The sequence below is a fragment of the Streptacidiphilus melanogenes genome, from assembly GCF_000787835.1.
GTDB classification, from domain to species: Bacteria; Actinomycetota; Actinomycetes; order Streptomycetales; family Streptomycetaceae; genus Streptacidiphilus; species Streptacidiphilus melanogenes.
The window spans coordinates 20,356-35,149 of sequence record NZ_BBPP01000028.1 but is presented as its reverse complement, the minus strand read 5'-3'; the positions used below and the strand labels follow the sequence as shown (position 1 = coordinate 35,149).

Annotated in this window: 12 protein-coding genes; 4 read left to right on the top strand and 8 right to left on the bottom strand. The window is 69.0% G+C overall.

Annotation, left to right across the window (positions count from 1 at the left end; genetic code table 11):
- Nucleotide 1 precedes the first annotated feature (1 nt).
- Complete coding sequence (trpD, locus tag TR49_RS25940) at nt 2–1,072, bottom strand: anthranilate phosphoribosyltransferase (protein WP_042385948.1); 1,071 nt, start codon at nt 1,070–1,072, stop codon at nt 2–4.
- Between the two features lie 129 nt (nt 1,073–1,201).
- Nucleotides 1,202–1,612, bottom strand: a complete 411-nt coding sequence (locus tag TR49_RS25935) for a response regulator transcription factor (RefSeq protein ID WP_042385946.1) — start codon at nt 1,610–1,612, stop codon at nt 1,202–1,204.
- A 297-nt stretch (nt 1,613–1,909) separates the two neighbouring features.
- Between TR49_RS25935 and ctaE the strand changes: the two genes are divergently transcribed.
- From ctaE to qcrB, 4 genes are all read left to right on the top strand, one after another.
- Nucleotides 1,910–2,530, top strand: coding sequence for an aa3-type cytochrome oxidase subunit III (ctaE, locus tag TR49_RS25930; RefSeq protein WP_042369137.1), 621 nt, complete (start codon nt 1,910–1,912; stop codon nt 2,528–2,530).
- A gap of 72 nt (nt 2,531–2,602) precedes the next feature.
- Nucleotides 2,603–3,406: a cytochrome bc1 complex diheme cytochrome c subunit gene (qcrC, locus tag TR49_RS25925; RefSeq protein ID WP_042385944.1), complete on the top strand. Its 804-nt coding sequence runs from the start codon at nt 2,603–2,605 to the stop codon at nt 3,404–3,406.
- A complete protein-coding gene (gene qcrA / locus TR49_RS25920) occupies nt 3,403–4,470 on the top strand; it encodes a cytochrome bc1 complex Rieske iron-sulfur subunit (protein ID WP_042385938.1) in 1,068 nt (355 codons plus the stop codon). Before qcrC ends, qcrA begins: the two co-directional genes overlap by 4 nt.
- Entirely contained in the window at nt 4,467–6,131 is a 1,665-nt protein-coding gene (qcrB, locus tag TR49_RS25915) for a cytochrome bc1 complex cytochrome b subunit (RefSeq protein ID WP_042385935.1), read from the top strand. The genes qcrA and qcrB overlap by 4 nt, the downstream gene beginning before the upstream one ends.
- A gap of 118 nt (nt 6,132–6,249) precedes the next feature.
- On the opposite strand, the gene TR49_RS25910 is transcribed toward qcrB, so the two are convergent.
- The 6 genes from TR49_RS25910 to ctaC all read right to left on the bottom strand — a co-directional run bounded on the left by TR49_RS25910 (nt 6,250) and on the right by ctaC (nt 14,437).
- On the bottom strand, nt 6,250–7,800 hold the full coding sequence (locus tag TR49_RS25910; RefSeq protein ID WP_236653527.1) for an NCS1 family nucleobase:cation symporter-1: 1,551 nt from the start codon (nt 7,798–7,800) through the stop codon (nt 6,250–6,252).
- Between the two features lie 94 nt (nt 7,801–7,894).
- Complete coding sequence (locus TR49_RS25905; protein WP_052434637.1) at nt 7,895–9,847, bottom strand: MFS transporter; 1,953 nt, start codon at nt 9,845–9,847, stop codon at nt 7,895–7,897.
- A gap of 69 nt (nt 9,848–9,916) precedes the next feature.
- Nucleotides 9,917–11,176, bottom strand: a complete 1,260-nt coding sequence (locus TR49_RS25900; protein ID WP_236653526.1) for a L,D-transpeptidase — start codon at nt 11,174–11,176, stop codon at nt 9,917–9,919.
- Between the two features lie 254 nt (nt 11,177–11,430).
- Nucleotides 11,431–11,829 carry a cytochrome c oxidase subunit 4 gene (locus tag TR49_RS25895; RefSeq protein ID WP_042385932.1) on the bottom strand — a complete coding sequence of 133 codons (399 nt, stop codon included), beginning with the start codon at nt 11,827–11,829 and terminating at the stop codon, nt 11,431–11,433.
- Nucleotides 11,826–13,568 (bottom strand): aa3-type cytochrome oxidase subunit I, encoded by a 1,743-nt coding sequence (gene ctaD, locus TR49_RS25890; RefSeq protein ID WP_042385929.1) that lies wholly within the window; start codon nt 13,566–13,568, stop codon nt 11,826–11,828. The genes TR49_RS25895 and ctaD overlap by 4 nt, the downstream gene beginning before the upstream one ends.
- A complete protein-coding gene (gene ctaC / locus TR49_RS25885; protein WP_042385925.1) occupies nt 13,565–14,437 on the bottom strand; it encodes an aa3-type cytochrome oxidase subunit II in 873 nt (290 codons plus the stop codon). Before ctaC ends, ctaD begins: the two co-directional genes overlap by 4 nt.
- Between the last annotated feature and the right edge of the window lie 357 nt (nt 14,438–14,794).

Sequence of the window (14,794 nt, the reverse complement as noted above, 5' to 3'; positions counted from 1 at the left end):
CCTACGCCTGCGTCGCCTTCGACCACTCCGCGAGCTTGCGCTCCGCCGCGCCCGAGTCGAGGGACTCCGCCGTACGGTCCATCGCGGCGCGCATCTGGTCGACGAAGGGCGCGTCCGTCGGGGCGAGGGCCACCAGCGCGGACGCGCTGTTCAGCACGACCGCGTCGCGGACCGGTCCGCGCTCGCCCGCGAGGACGCGGCGGGCCACCTCCGCGTTGTACGCGGGGTCCGCGCCGCGCAGCGCCTCGATGGGGGCGAGGGCGATGCCGACGTCGCGCGGGTCGAAGGAGAAGCGCTCGACCTCGCCGTCGCGCACCCGCCAGACCGTCGAGGTCGTGGTGATGGTCAGCTCGTCGAGGCCGTCGTCGCCGCGGAAGACCAGCGAGGAGTTGCCGCGGCGTGCCAGGACGCCGGCGATCAGGCCGGCCATGCGCGGGTCGAAGCAGCCGACCGCGTTCGCGCCGACCCGGGCCGGGTTGGTGAGCGGGCCGAGCAGGTTGAAGAAGGTCGGGATGCGCAGATCCCCGCGCGCCGTCGCCGCGTGGCGCATGGAGGGGTGGAAGACGGGGGCCGGGCAGTAGGTGATGCCCGTCTCGACGGCGACCTCCGCGACCCGACGCGGCGTCAGCGCCAGGTTGACGCCGAGCTTCTCCAGCACGTCGGTCGCGCCGCTCGCGCTGGACGCCGCACGGTTGCCGTGCTTGGCGATCCGCGCGCCCGCGCCCGCCGCGACGATCGCGGACATGGTGGAGATGTTGACGGTCTTGGCGCGGTCGCCTCCGGTGCCGACGATGTCCACCGCCGGACCGGGGACCTCGATCACCGTCGCGTGCGCGTACATCGCGTCGACCAGGCCGGAGACCTCCTCGACCGTCTCGCCCTTGGCCCGCATGGCGACCATGAAGCCGGCCACCTGGGCGGGGGTCGCCTCGCCGGAGAAGATCTGGTCCATCGCCCAGGCGGTGTCGTCCGCCGTCAGGTTCTCACCGGAGAGCAGCGGCATCAGGACGTCCGGCCAGGTGCGCACCCGCGCGGGGTCGTCGCCGCCGAACGCAGGAGTGGAGTGCACCATGACTGTCGCCTCTCGAAGGCCGGGGTCGATCAAGACGACCCCAGCCTATCGAGCGGGACAGGGGGGAGGACGACACATCTCACGCCGCAAGATTTCTCAGGCGGCCGGATCCTTGGGGCAGCCGGACCCTCAGGCGGCCAGGCCCGCGCGTCCGCGCAGCAGCGCGGTGGCCGCGCCGACGAGGGCGACCGGGTCGATCGGGGCGGGGACCGCCGCGTCGGCGTGGCTCCACGTGGCGAGCCAGGAGTCCTGGGGGCGGCCGATCAGCACCAGCACCGGCGGGCACTGGTAGATCTCCTCCTTGAGCTGGCGGGTCAGACCCATGCCGCCCAGCGGCACCGCCTCGCCGTCCAGCACCAGCAGGTCGATCCGGCGGGAGCCCTTCTCGTACTCGTCCAAGGCCCGGACCACGGCCGGGGCCGTCGCGCACTCCAGGTAGGCGAGCTCCGGCAGCTCCGCGTCCGGCCGCTTGCCCAGGGCCAGGCGGACCTGCTCCCGGGTGTTGCGGTCGTCGCTGTAGACAAGGATGTTCAGTGCCATCGCTCGTACGCTCCCTTGAGGGACGGTGCTCGCCCGGATATGAGACGTGGACCACTGCGCGGTGCTCGGTTCGGATGCTACTCGCGTCCCGCGCGCCACAACACCGGGTGAACGACGATCTCTGATAGGAAGGTCCGGACAGCGGCACCTGCTTCACCACTTCGGGCGACACCGGGTCGCCCGGCGGTGTGGCGCGCCCGCTCCGACCTGGCCGGACGCGGCGTCGGAGGGTACGTCACACCCCAGACACACCGAGGAAGACCCCCCGGCGTTAGTGCGGAATAAGGGACCGACATAATGTCGGTCGTGGCGACAGCAACTGCAGTAGAAACCGGGCACGCGCACGGTTCGGTCAACCGGCCGAACCTCACCAGCGTCGGAACCATCGTCTGGCTGAGTTCCGAGCTGATGTTCTTCGCGGCCCTCTTCGCGATGTACTTCACGCTTCGTTCGGTGACGGGTACCGCCTTCTGGCACTCGCAGAACGACGCGCTGAACGTTCCCTTCTCCTCCGTGAACACCACGATCCTGGTGCTCTCCTCGTTCACCTGCCAGATGGGTGTCTTCGCCGCCGAGCGCGGCGACGTGAAGAAGCTCCGGGCCTGGTTCATCGTGACCTTCATCATGGGCGCGATGTTCATCGGCGGTCAGATCTACGAGTACACGGAGCTGGTGAAGCACGACGGCCTCTCGCTGTCGTCCTCGCCCTACGGCTCGGTGTTCTACCTCACCACCGGCTTCCACGGGATGCACGTGACGGGTGGTCTGATCGCGTTCCTGCTGGTCCTCGGCCGGACCTACGCGGCCAAGAGGTTCACTCACGAGCAGGCGACCGCGGCGATCGTCGTGTCCTACTACTGGCACTTCGTCGACGTGGTCTGGATCGGCCTCTTCGCGACCATCTATCTGATCAAGTAGCAGGGTCGGACCGTCAGGGACGGTCTACCGGACTCTCCAGACGCTCCAGATCCTCACACCGGGGTTTATTCCGTGAAAAAGCTCTCCGCACGACGGCGCCACCCGCTGGCAGCGCTCGTCGTCCTCATCTTCGCCCTGGCGCTCACCGGGGGGCTGTGGGCGGCGCTCGCGCCGACCAGCAGCGCCTCGGCCGATGCCAGCCAGTCCCTCCAGGTCGAGGAGGGCAAGCGGCTGTTCCAGGTCGGCTGTGCCAGCTGCCACGGTCTGAACGGCGAAGGCACCAACCTCGGCCCGTCCCTGGTGGGCGTCGGCTCCGCGGCCGTCGACTTCCAGGTCGGCACGGGCCGCATGCCCGCGCAGCAGCCCGGCGCGCAGGTCCCGAGCAAGAAGGTCATCTACAACCAGGCCCAGATCGACCAGATGGCGGCCTTTGTCGCCACGCTCGGCGCCGGCCCGGTCATCCCGACCCAGGACCAGTACTCCGGCGGAAACGTCGCCGCGGGTGGCGAGCTCTTCCGCACCAACTGCGCGCAGTGCCACAACTTCGCCGGCGCCGGCGGCGCCCTCAGCGAGGGCAAGTACGCGCCGAGCCTCGCTGGCGTCAGCGCCAAGCACATCTACGAGGCCATGCTGACCGGCCCGCAGAACATGCCGTCCTTCCCCAACTCCACCATGCCGGAGCAGCAGAAGAAGGACATCATCGCTTACGTCCAGCACGCGACGAACAGCGACACCAACCCGAGCTACGGCGGTATGACCCTGGGCGCGATCGGCCCGGTCTCCGAGGGTCTCTTCGGGTGGATCTTCGCGCTGGGCGCCCTGATCGGCACCGCGATCTGGATCGCCGCCCGCACCCCCAAGGCCAAGAAGTCATGACGAGCCAGGACAACATGTCTGAAGAACACCTGCCGGAGGCCACGCACGGCCACGGGGGCGGACCCGTCGTCAGCAAGGACGGATACTTCGCCGACCCGGGCCTGCCGCCCCACGAGCACCGCCGTACCGACATCGACGAGAAGGCCGCCCGCCGTGCGGAGCGCCAGGTCGCGACGTGGTTCCTGCTGTCGATGCTGGCGACTGTCGGCTTCATCGCCAGCTACGTCATCTTCAAGCCGGGACCGACGCACCACGTCTACGTCTGGCCGGTCGGCGACGTCTCCCCGCTGAACTTCGCGCTCGGCGTCACCCTCGGCATCTCGCTCTTCGCCATCGGCGCGGGCGCGGTCCACTGGGCCCGCACGCTGATGTCGGACGAGGAGCACATCGCCGAGCGTCACCCGATCGAGTCGACCCCCGAGGTCCGCGAGCAGGTCTTCGCCGACTTCCGCCAGGGCACCAAGGAGTCGGGCTTCGGCCGTCGCAAGCTGATCCGCAACACGATGATCGGCGCCATGGCGATGGTCCCGCTCTCCGCGGTCGTGCTCTTCCGCGACCTCGGTCCGCTGCCGGAGAAGAAGCTGGACACGACCGGCTGGAAGGCCGGCATGCTCCTGAAGAACATGAACACCGGTGAGCCCATCAAGGCCTCCGATGTGGAGGTCGGTTCGCTGACCTTCGCGATGCCGCAGGACCTGTCCGAGGACGACGAGGACTTCCAGGTCCGCATCGCCAAGGACGCGCTCATGCTGGTCCGTCTGCAGCCGGGCGACATCAAGGACAAGAGCTCGGCCGCCTGGGGCTACGAGGGCGTGCTCGCGTTCTCGAAGATCTGCACCCATGTCGGTTGCCCGATCAGCCTGTACGAGCAGCAGACGCACCACGTCCTCTGCCCGTGCCACCAGTCGACCTTCGACCTGTCCGACGGCGCCCGCGTCATCTTCGGCCCGGCCGGTCACCCGCTGCCGCAGCTGCAGATCGGCGTTGACGCGACCGGCAACCTCGAGGCCCTCAACGGCTTCACTGTTCCCGTCGGCCCCGGCTTCTGGGAGCGCAGCGAATGAGCACTCACGCATACGACGACTCCCACGAGGAGCAGATCGGCCACAGCGAGGCCGGCGTCGAGCAGAAGCACCTGGGTGAGAAGTCCGCCGACTGGGTGGACGGTCGCCTGGGCATCTACAGCCTGGCCAAGGCCAACCTCCGGAAGATCTTCCCGGACCACTGGTCGTTCATGCTGGGCGAGATCTGCCTCTACAGCTTCATCATCATCATCCTGACCGGCGTCTACCTGACGCTGTTCTTCCAGCCCAGCATGGGCGAGGTCGTCTACCACGGCTCCTACACGCCGCTCCAGGGCATCAAGATGTCCGAGGCGTACGAGTCGGCGCTGAACATCAGCTTCGACGTCCGTGGCGGCCTGCTGATCCGTCAGATCCACCACTGGGCGGCGATCGTCTTCGTCGCGGCCATGCTGGTGCACATGATGCGCGTCTTCTTCACGGGCGCGTTCCGCAAGCCGCGTGAGATCAACTGGCTGTTCGGCTTCCTGCTGCTGTTCCTGGGCATGTTCGACGGCTTCATGGGCTACTCCCTCCCGGACGACCTGCTGTCCGGTACGGGTATCCGCTTCATGGAGGGCGCGATCCTGTCGGTGCCGCTGGTCGGCACCTACCTGCAGATGTTCCTGTACGGGGGTCAGTTCCCGGGCAACGACATCATCCCGCGCTTCTTCACGATCCACGTGCTGCTGATCCCGGGCATCATGCTGGGCCTGCTGGTGGCCCACCTGATCCTGGTCTTCTACCACAAGCACACGCAGTTCGCGGGCCCCGGCCGCACCGAGAAGAACGTCGTCGGCATGCCGCTGATGCCGGTCTACATGGCCAAGGCCGGTGGCTTCTTCTTCCTGGTCTTCGGCGTCATCGCCTTCGTCTCGGCGATCGCCTCGGTCAACCCGATCTGGGCGTACGGCCCCTACCGCCCCGACCAGGTGTCCACGGACGCCCAGCCGGACTGGTACATGGGCTTCTCCGAGGGCCTGATCCGCATCATGCCGGGTTGGGAGATCCGCGCCTGGGGTCACACCCTGGAGCTGGGCGTCTTCATCCCGCTGGTGGTCTTCGGCCTGATGTTCGTCGTCATCGCGATCTACCCCTTCCTGGAGGGCTGGATCACCGGTGACAAGCGCGAGCACCACATCCTCGACCGCCCGCGCAACGCCCCGGTCCGTACCGGCCTCGGCGTCGCCTGGATCGCCGAGTACCTGATCCTGCTCGTCGGTGGTGGCAACGACCTGTTCGCCACGCACCTGCACATGTCGATCGACGCGATCACCTGGACCTGCCGCATCCTGTTCTTCGTCGGCCCGGTCGTCGCCTTCATGGTGACCAAGCGTTGGTGCATGGGCCTGCAGCGCAAGGACAAGGACAAGATCCTGCACGGTCGCGAGACCGGCACGATCAAGCGCCTGCCGCACGGCGAGTTCATCGAGGTGCACGCGCAGCTGCCGCAGGAGGAGCTGTACCGCCTCACCGCGCACGAGCAGCAGGCCCCGGCCCAGCTGCCGCCGGCGGTCGACGAGAACGGCGTCAAGCGCAAGGTCGGCGCCGTGGCCAAGCTCCGCGCGAAGCTCTCCGCCGGCTACTTCGGCCCGCAGAGCCAGATCGCGAAGCCGACGGCCGAGGAGCACGCCGAGATCACCGCCGGTCACGGCCACCACTGATCCGGGGACCGATCCTCTGCTGATCCGACTGCAGTAACGCCGCCGCCACAGCGGTAGAGGCCCCCTCCCGAGCGGGAGGGGGCCTCGTGCGTTCCCGGTGCGTTCGGACCTGGTGCGTTCAGTCCTCGCGGGTGCGGCCGCCCGGGAGGCTCAGCAGCAGGTACAGCACCAGCGCTGAGCCGAGGCCGACGGCCCAGCCGTAGTCGGCCAGCGGCTTCAGGGGCGGGATCAGGCCGTCGACGGGGAACGGCCCCTGCTTCACGCCGTCGCTGACGGTCGAGTAGGAGCCGCCGACGGCCAGCAGGCCGCCGACGAGGAAGGCGAGCACCGCGCGCAGGTTCCAGCCGCCCGTGTACCAGTAGCGGCCGCCCTTGCGATACAGGTCGGCCAGGAGCAGCCGGGTGCGGCGCAGCAGCCAGTAGTCGGCGATGAGGATGCCCGCGACCGTGCCGAGCAGGCCGCCGACCACGCCCAGCCAGGTGTAGATGTACACGTGCGGGTTGGCGATCAGCTTCCACGGCATGATGACGATCCCGACCACGCCCGTGATCAGCGCCCCGGTGCGGAAGCTGATGTACTTCGGCAGCAGGTTGGACAGGTCGTAGGCGGGCGAGACGACGTTGGCGGCGATGTTCACCGACAGGGTCGCCACCATGACGATCAGCAGCGCGAACAGCGCGCCCGCGACGTTGCTCATCCTGGCGCTCAGCGCGATCGGGTCCCAGATCGGCGCCCCGTAGACGGCCTGCGAGCCGGAGGTCACCAGCACCGACAGCACGGCGAAGAGCGTCATCGTCGTCGGCAGTCCGAGGGTCTGACCCCACAGCTGCGCCTTCTGGCTGCCGCCGAAGCGGGTGAAGTCGGGAATGTTGAGGGAGAGCGTCGACCAGAAGCCGATCATGCCCATCAGCGCGGGGAAGAAGACCTTCCAGAAGTCGCTCCCCCAGCCCAGCTTGGAGGGCTGGTCCAGCAGCGGACCCAGGCCGCCGGCCTTGTTCGCCATGAAGCCGAGCAGCGCCAGGGCGCCGACGATGACCAACGGCGCGGCCCAGTTCTCCACCCGCCGCAGCGTCTCCATGCCCCGGGTGATGACGGCGATCTCGATCAGCCAGAAGAGCAGGAAGGAGAGCCACTGCGTCCACGGCGTTCCCGCGATCTCACCGGCCGTCAGCCAGCCGTGGCCCAGCACCTTCCCGGCCAGCAGGTAGATGCCCTCGCCGCCGATCCAGGTCTGGATGCCGAACCAGCAGCAGGCCACCGCGGCCCGCACCAGGGCGGGCAGGTTCGCGCCGCGCAGCCCGAAGGAGGCGCGGGCGAAGACCGGGAACGGGATGCCGTACTTGGTACCCGCGTGCCCGGTCAGCAGCATGGGCCCGAGCACGATCAGGTTGGCCAGCGCGATGGTCAGCACGGCCTGCTTCCAGTCCATGCCGAGCGCCACCAGCCCGGAGGCCAGGGTCCACGAGGGGATGCAGTGGGCCATGCCGACCCACAGCGCCAGGTAGTTGTACGTGCGCCAGGTGCGGCGCTCGACGGGGACGGGGGCCAGGTCGCCGTTGGCGAACCGCGGATCGTCGAGGACCACGCCCGGCGCCAGCGCCACCCGGCCGTCCGGATGGGTCTGCTGCAGCGTGGAGGGATCGGTCAGGGCTCTCTCGGTCGAGGACAACGGACGCCACCTCGCTTCGCGAAGGCTGACAACCGACCGGAATCGGCCGGAAACCGTCAGTAGAGCAGAGACCGATCTTCGCGCATAGACCGCGTCAGCTCCGTTCGTGCACGGCCTCCAGATGGGCGCCGATCCGACCCAGGAACTCCTCCCAGCGTGCCACGAACTCGGGATCGTGCGGGGAGAGACCCGTCGCCATCCGGGTGACCTGCGGCAGCAGCGTCGGATAGCTGGCCAGGCCGAAGCACATCAGCCGGAACAGCGCCGGGTCCACCTCCGGGTCGAGGCGCCCGGCGGCCTGCCGGCGGGCGATCTCGGCGATCTGCGCCAGGATGACGGGCGTGCGCTCCTCCTCGTGCGGGATCGGTCGGTCGCCGTAGGCGAGCGCCTCGCGCTGCAGGTAGGCGAGCCACGCCGCGTCGGCGTCCTCCTGGTGGCGGTAGTGGAACGCGAGGAACTCCCCGAACGGCTCCGGCGCCTGCCCCGCCCGGTCCAGCCGCTGGCCGCGGACCCGCGTCAGCAGCTCGTTGAAGAGCTGGTCCCCCACCCGGCCGCCGGTGGCCAGGAACATCGACCAGGCGAAGCCGCCCGCCCAGCCCGGCAGCCGCTCGACGAGGGCGTTCGCGGGCTGCCCCGGCGCCTGCGGCATCCGGTACACCAGGAACGCGGCCGCCAGCAGCAGCACTGCGCTGAGCGGCATCAGCTCGCCGAACGCGGTGGCGTAGGCCGCGCCGTGGGCCGCCTGGCCGACCAGGGTGAAGTAGGTCAGCCCGAACAGGGCCACGCCGAGCACGTTGCCCGTCTGCATCGAGGTGGTGACCACGCCGGAGGCGCCGCCCGCGTCCTGCGGCGGCACGCTGGAGAGGATCGTGCCGACCAGCGGGCTCATGCCGAGGCCCTGCCCGATGCCGGTCAGCAGCATGGTCGGCGCCAGCGCCCAGACTCCCAGTGAACCGCCGCCCGACAGTGAGGTGCCTGCGGCGGCCGCCGTGGCGGCCGTGCCGAGCAGGCCGAAGGCAGCCAGCACGTAGCCGATCGCGAGCACGTGCCGGCCGAGCACCGGCACCAGCCGGGGCGCGAGCAGCGAGGTGCAGAAGAAGCCGACGGCGCTCGGGGTGTAGACGAGCGCGGACTTCAAGGGCGAGAAGTCCAGCCCGGTCTGCAGGTAGACGGCGAGAGTGAACAGGAAGCCCGCATAGGACAGCTGGAACAGCACCGCGATCGGCACGCCACTGGCGAACCCCTTGTTGCGGAACAGGTCGAGCCGCACCAGCGGCTGGCCCCCGCGGGCCGCCACCGCCTTCTCGAAGCGCAGGAACGCCCAGCCCACCGGCAGCGCCGCGACGAGCATCAGCACCAGCCACAGCGGCCAGCCCTGGTCCCGGCCCAGCAGCAGCGGGACCGAGAGCAGCAGCAGGAACATCGTCACCAGGCCCGCGCCGCCGAGGTCCAGCCGGGTCCGGCTCTCGTCACGGTCGTCCGGCAGCCACACCAGCGCGGCCACCGCCGCCACGATGCCGACCGGCACGTTGACCAGGAACACCGGGCGCCAGGTCCAGCCGAACAGGTCCATCGCCAGCAGCGCGCCGCCGATCAGCTGCCCGGCGATGGCGGCGATGCCGATCACCGCGCCGAAGGCGCCGAGCGCGCGGCCCCGGGCCTCGCCCTGGTAGCTGGTCTGGATGATGGCCAGCACCTGCGGGTAGAGCATCGCGCCGCCCACGCCCTGCAGCACCCGCGCGACCACCAGCACCGCGATGTCCGGGGCCGCCCCGCACAGCGCCGAGGCGGCGGTGAACACGAGAAGGCCCGCGACGAACATCCGCTTGCGCCCGAGGATGTCCCCGAGCCGCCCACCGGTCACCAGCAGCGAGGCGTAGGCGATGGTGTACGCGGACACCACCAGCTCCACCGCGCCGAATCCGGCGTTCAGGCCGGAGCGTATGGACGGGATCGCCACGTTGACGATCGCCACGTCCAGGATTGCCATGAACGTGCCGACCAGCACGATCGGCAGAACGAACCTCTGACCAGCTGCGCGCGCCACGCGCCCTCCCCCAAGATCACGTCAAAGCCCCTATTCTGAAGGGGACTTGGACGTGTTGGCGAGAGGTTTTCAGGCGCTGGGCCGCAGGTACCCGGCGCTGGCCGTGACGCCTGTCCCGGAGATGCCCGCGCCCGCGCCGCCGGACACCGCAGCGGGGTCGGCCGGCCGCGTGGTCACCGTCCGGCCGAGCGCGCTGCCCTTCTGCCAGTCGGACCAGCTCATGTTCCAGTCGCCGAAGCCGTTGCCGAACGGCTCCATCGTGTGGCCGAGGCTGTGCACCACCTGGACCAGGTCGCCGCGCCGGAAGGTGCTGTAGAACCACTCCGCGCTGGCGGTGCTCATGCCGGTGCAGCCGTGGCTGACGTTGGAGACGCCCTGCGAGCCGACCGACCACGGCGCGGCGTGCACGTACTCGCCGCTCCAGGTCACCCGGGTGGCCCAGTAGACGTCGAGGGCGTAGGCGTTGGAACTGCCCGCGGCGATGCCGACGGTGGAGGAGTTCATGAAGACCTCCTGCTGCTGCTCCAGCACCACCTTGATGCCGTTGCGGGTGGAGAAGCCGGGCTTGCCGGTGGTGATCGGGATGGAGCGGATCTCCTGACCGTTGCGGTAGACGGTCATGTAGTCGCTGCCCGCGTCGGTCAGGGCGAGCATCCGGTCTCCGGTCCGGAAGGCGATAGCGGTCGGCGCGCCGCCGTAGAGGCCGTTCTGCACCTTGGCGCCGCCGAGGTCGAAGGAGGCCTGGACCACGGCGTGCACCGGCCAGTAGTCCTTGGGCCGGAAGTGCAGCGTCTTGTCGTCCACCCAGTACCAGCCACCGGTGACGGACGGCGTGGAGCGGACCGTCAGGGCGCTCTCCACGACCTTCCGGGCGGCCGGGTCGTGGACGGGCTGGCTCAGCGCGACCGTGATCGGCTCGCCGACGCCGTAGAGGGCCTTGTCGCCGGGGGTCATGGCGGCGGTGAGGGTCGCACTCGCCGCGAGGGTCGTGAAGCTCTTCTGGACCCCGCCACGGCCGTCCCCGTCGCCGTTCGCGGCCTGGACCTTGACGGTGTAGTGGGTGCCCGCCGCGAGCGGGCCGGTGGAGCGCCAGGAGCGGCCGTCCGCGGCCAGCCGCCCGGCCACCTGGCGGCCCGTGTCCGAGACGACGGTGACGTCGGTGAGGCGGCCGCCGTCCTTCGCGGTGACCACGACGGGCAGCGAGGGGTCCACCTTCCCGCCTCCGGACGGGGAGACCTGCACCAGCCCGCTCGCGTCGACCTGCTGCTCGGGGCCGACGTCCCTGCCGCTGCAGGCGGCCAGCGCCAGAGGACCGGCCGTCAGAACCACGCCGGCGATGATATTGCGAGCCCACACCGTGCTACCCGGCTTCATGTGCCGTCACGCCCTCTCCTGAGGTGGCCGACGCCGCGCGATCCGACGCCTCGTCACATCGTAGGAAAGTCGTACTTATCCCACCTGCTCAGTCACCCGGGCGAGTGAGACGGCCCGCTGGTCCGGCGTGTCGGGTATGCCGAAGGGCCGGGCTCGCGCACCGAAAGGTGCGCGAGCCCGGCCCTCGGACGGTCCGGATCAGCCGCAGGTCACTGCGTCTGGCTCTCGCCGCGGTAGTACTCGAAGGTCCAGCCCCAGAGGCCGATGAGGATCACCGGAGCGGCGAACATCAGCAGCCACCAGCCGAAGATGACGCCCATGAAGCCGAGGGCCCCGCCGAGGCCGAGGGCCAGCGGCTGCCAGCTGAACGGGCTGAAGAAGCCCTGCACACCGGCGTCGTCCGAGACCTCCGCCTGCGGGTTGTCGCCCGCGCCCGTGTCCACGCGACGAGCGGTGAACAGCAGGTAGAAGGCGATGAACGACCCCAGGCCGAAGGCCAGGAAGAGGCACGTGGTGCCCGTCGGGTCCTTGGACCACAGGCCGTACCAGATGGCCATGCCCAGGACGAAGACCGCGAAGCCGGCGAAGATCTTGCCTTGCTCCTTCATCGGTCACCCGCCTCCTTCTTCTCCAGTGCGGCCTGCAGGTGGGCCGGCACCTCGCCGTGGTTCTCCAGGTAGTCGCGCGCCGCGATCTCCGGGTGGTGCAGGTCGAACGCCGGGGATTCGGAGCGGATGCGCGGCAGCGTGAGGAAGTTGTGCCGCGGGGGCGGGCAGGAGGTCGCCCACTCGAGCGAGCGGCCGTAGCCCCAGGGGTCGTCGACCGTGACCTTCTCGCCGTACTTGGCGGTCTTCCACACGTTGTAGAGGAACGGCAGGATCGAGGCGGCCAGGACGAACGAGCCGATGGTCGAGATCAGGTTCAGCGTGGTGAAGCCGTCGCTGGGCAGGTACGTCGCGTAACGACGCGGCATGCCCTCCGCGCCCAGCCAGTGCTGCACCAGGAAGGTGGTGTGGAAGCCGACGAACAGCATCCAGAAGCAGATCTTGCCGAGCTTCTCGTCCAGCATCTTGCCGGTCATCTTGGGCCACCAGAAGTGGAAGCCCGCGAACATCGCGAACACGACGGTGCCGAAGACCACGTAGTGGAAGTGGGCCACGACGAAGTACGAGTCCGAGACGTGGAAGTCGATCGGCGGGGAGGCGAGCAGAACGCCCGTCAGACCACCGAAGACGAAGGTGGACCAGGAAGCCGAGCTCCACAGCATCGGCGTCTCGAAGCTGAGCGAGCCCCGCCACATGGTGCCGATCCAGTTGAAGAACTTGACGCCGGTCGGAACGGCGATCAGGAACGTCATGAAGGAGAAGAACGGCAGCAGGACGGCGCCGGTGACGTACATGTGGTGCGCCCACACCGTCACGGACAGACCGGCGATCGCGATGGTGGCCGCGATCAGCGAGGAGTAGCCGAACATCGGCTTGCGCGAGAAGACCGGCACGACCTCGGAGATGATCCCGAAGAACGGCAGCGCGATGATGTACACCTCGGGGTGACCGAAGAACCAGAACAGGTGCTGCCACAGGATGGCGCCACCGTTGGACGGGTCGAAGACGTGCGCACCGAACTTGCGGTCGGCCTCGAGCGCCAGCAGCGCAGCGGCCAGGACCGGGAAGGCCAGCAGGACCAGCACCGCGGTCAGCAGGACGTTCCACACGAAGATCGGCATCCGGAACATGGTCATGCCCGGGGCACGCATGCACAGGATGGTGGTGATGAAGTTCACCGAGCCGAGGATGGTGCCGAAGCCCGAGAGGGCCAGACCCATGATCCACATGTCGCCGCCGACACCGGGGCTGTGGATCGCGTCCGAGAGCGGCGCGTAGGCGAACCAGCCGAAGTCGGCCGCACCCTGCGGGGTGAGGAAGCCGCCGACGGCGATCAGCGAGCCGAACAGGTACAGCCAGTAGGCGAACATGTTCAGACGCGGGAACGCCACGTCGGGGGCGCCGATCTGGAGCGGCATGATCCAGTTCGTGAAGCCGGCGAAGAGCGGCGTCGCGAACATCAGCAGCATGATCGTGCCGTGCATCGTGAACGCCTGGTTGAACTGCTCGTTCGTCAGGACGCCCGCGTTCGGCTGCGCCAGCTGCGCACGCATGGTCAGTGCCAGGATGCCGCCGACGAGGAAGAAGGCGAACGACGTGACCAGGTACAGGGTGCCGATGGTCTTGTGGTCGGTCGTCGTCATCCACTTGATGATCGACGTGCCGGCCTTCGTCTCCTTGGCCGGTCGGGCCGCGGTGGCAGTTCCCCCGCTGAGCCCATGGGGTTCATTGAGGATGGTCATTTCTGGAGGTTCCCCGCTCCCGTGGTAACGATGCCGGACGGGACGTTGCCCGACTGGCCCTTGGCCCTAAGCGCGAGCAGGTGGGCCTGGTACTGCGCCGGGGTGACCACCTTGACGTTGAACAGCATCTGCGAGTGGTCGACGCCGCACAGCTCGGTGCACTTCCCGCGGAAGGTGCCCAGCGCGGTCGGGGTGACCTCGAAGTGGTTCACCACACCCGGGATGACGTCCATCTTCATGAGGAAGTCGATCGGCCAGAAGCCGTGGATGACGTCACGCGACGTCAGGTCGAACTCGGTGGTCACACCCTGCGGCAGCCACAGCGTGGGCTCCTCGGTCGGGGTGCCGATGTCGTAGGCACCGGGACCGTTCACGTTCGCCGCGGTCTGGTCGTGCGGGTTGACCTGGTAGTCGTAGTTGAACGCCCAGCTCCACTGGAAGCCGACCACGTTGATGTGGTTGGTCGCGTCGCTGGTCTTGAGCAGGTAGTTCTCGTCACGCGCGGTGTAGAAGAAGAACACCGACACCATGATCAGCGGAACCACCGTGAACAGGGCCTCGAGCGGCATGTTGTAGCGGAACTGCGGCGGCACCTCGACCTTGGTGCGGCTGCGCCGGTAGAACACGACGGCCCACAGGATCAGTCCCCAGACGAGCGCCCCGACCGCCAGTGCGGCGATCCAGGAGCCCTGCCACAGGAACAGGACCGTGCGGCCCTGAACGTCCCGGGGGGTGGGCAGGCCGAGGCGGGGCAGGTCGTTCGACGAGCAGCCTGTGGCGGTGGCAAGGACGAGGCCCAGCGTCAGCGCTGAAAGCAGCTTCCGCCGCATCGAGCGCCGCGGCGAGCGGTCGGAGCCGTTGGGACTCACGTAGCGCCTTCCCGAAGTCTCGCCCGCTCACCAGCCGACCGGAGCGCCGGAGAGCTCTCCGGGATTCCCAGTGGCATGGTCACGGGCAGGGTTTGGATGTTTATGCGGCCCAAACCCTACTCCAGCCCGATCGACGGTTCGCGGGCAGGTCCCACTAACGCGCCGATCATCACCCCGCACTGCCCCCGTTCGGGCGATTTCGCAGGTCAGGCGGGGTACGCGCGGACTCCCCCGGGTGATCGCGACACGCCGGTCGGGCGGCCGGGGGGCCGCCTCCTGACGCCGCATGAGGACGTCATAGGATCAGGGGGCAGGCGGCACCGGCTGACATGCTGCCACCTGCGTGCTCGTTACCGT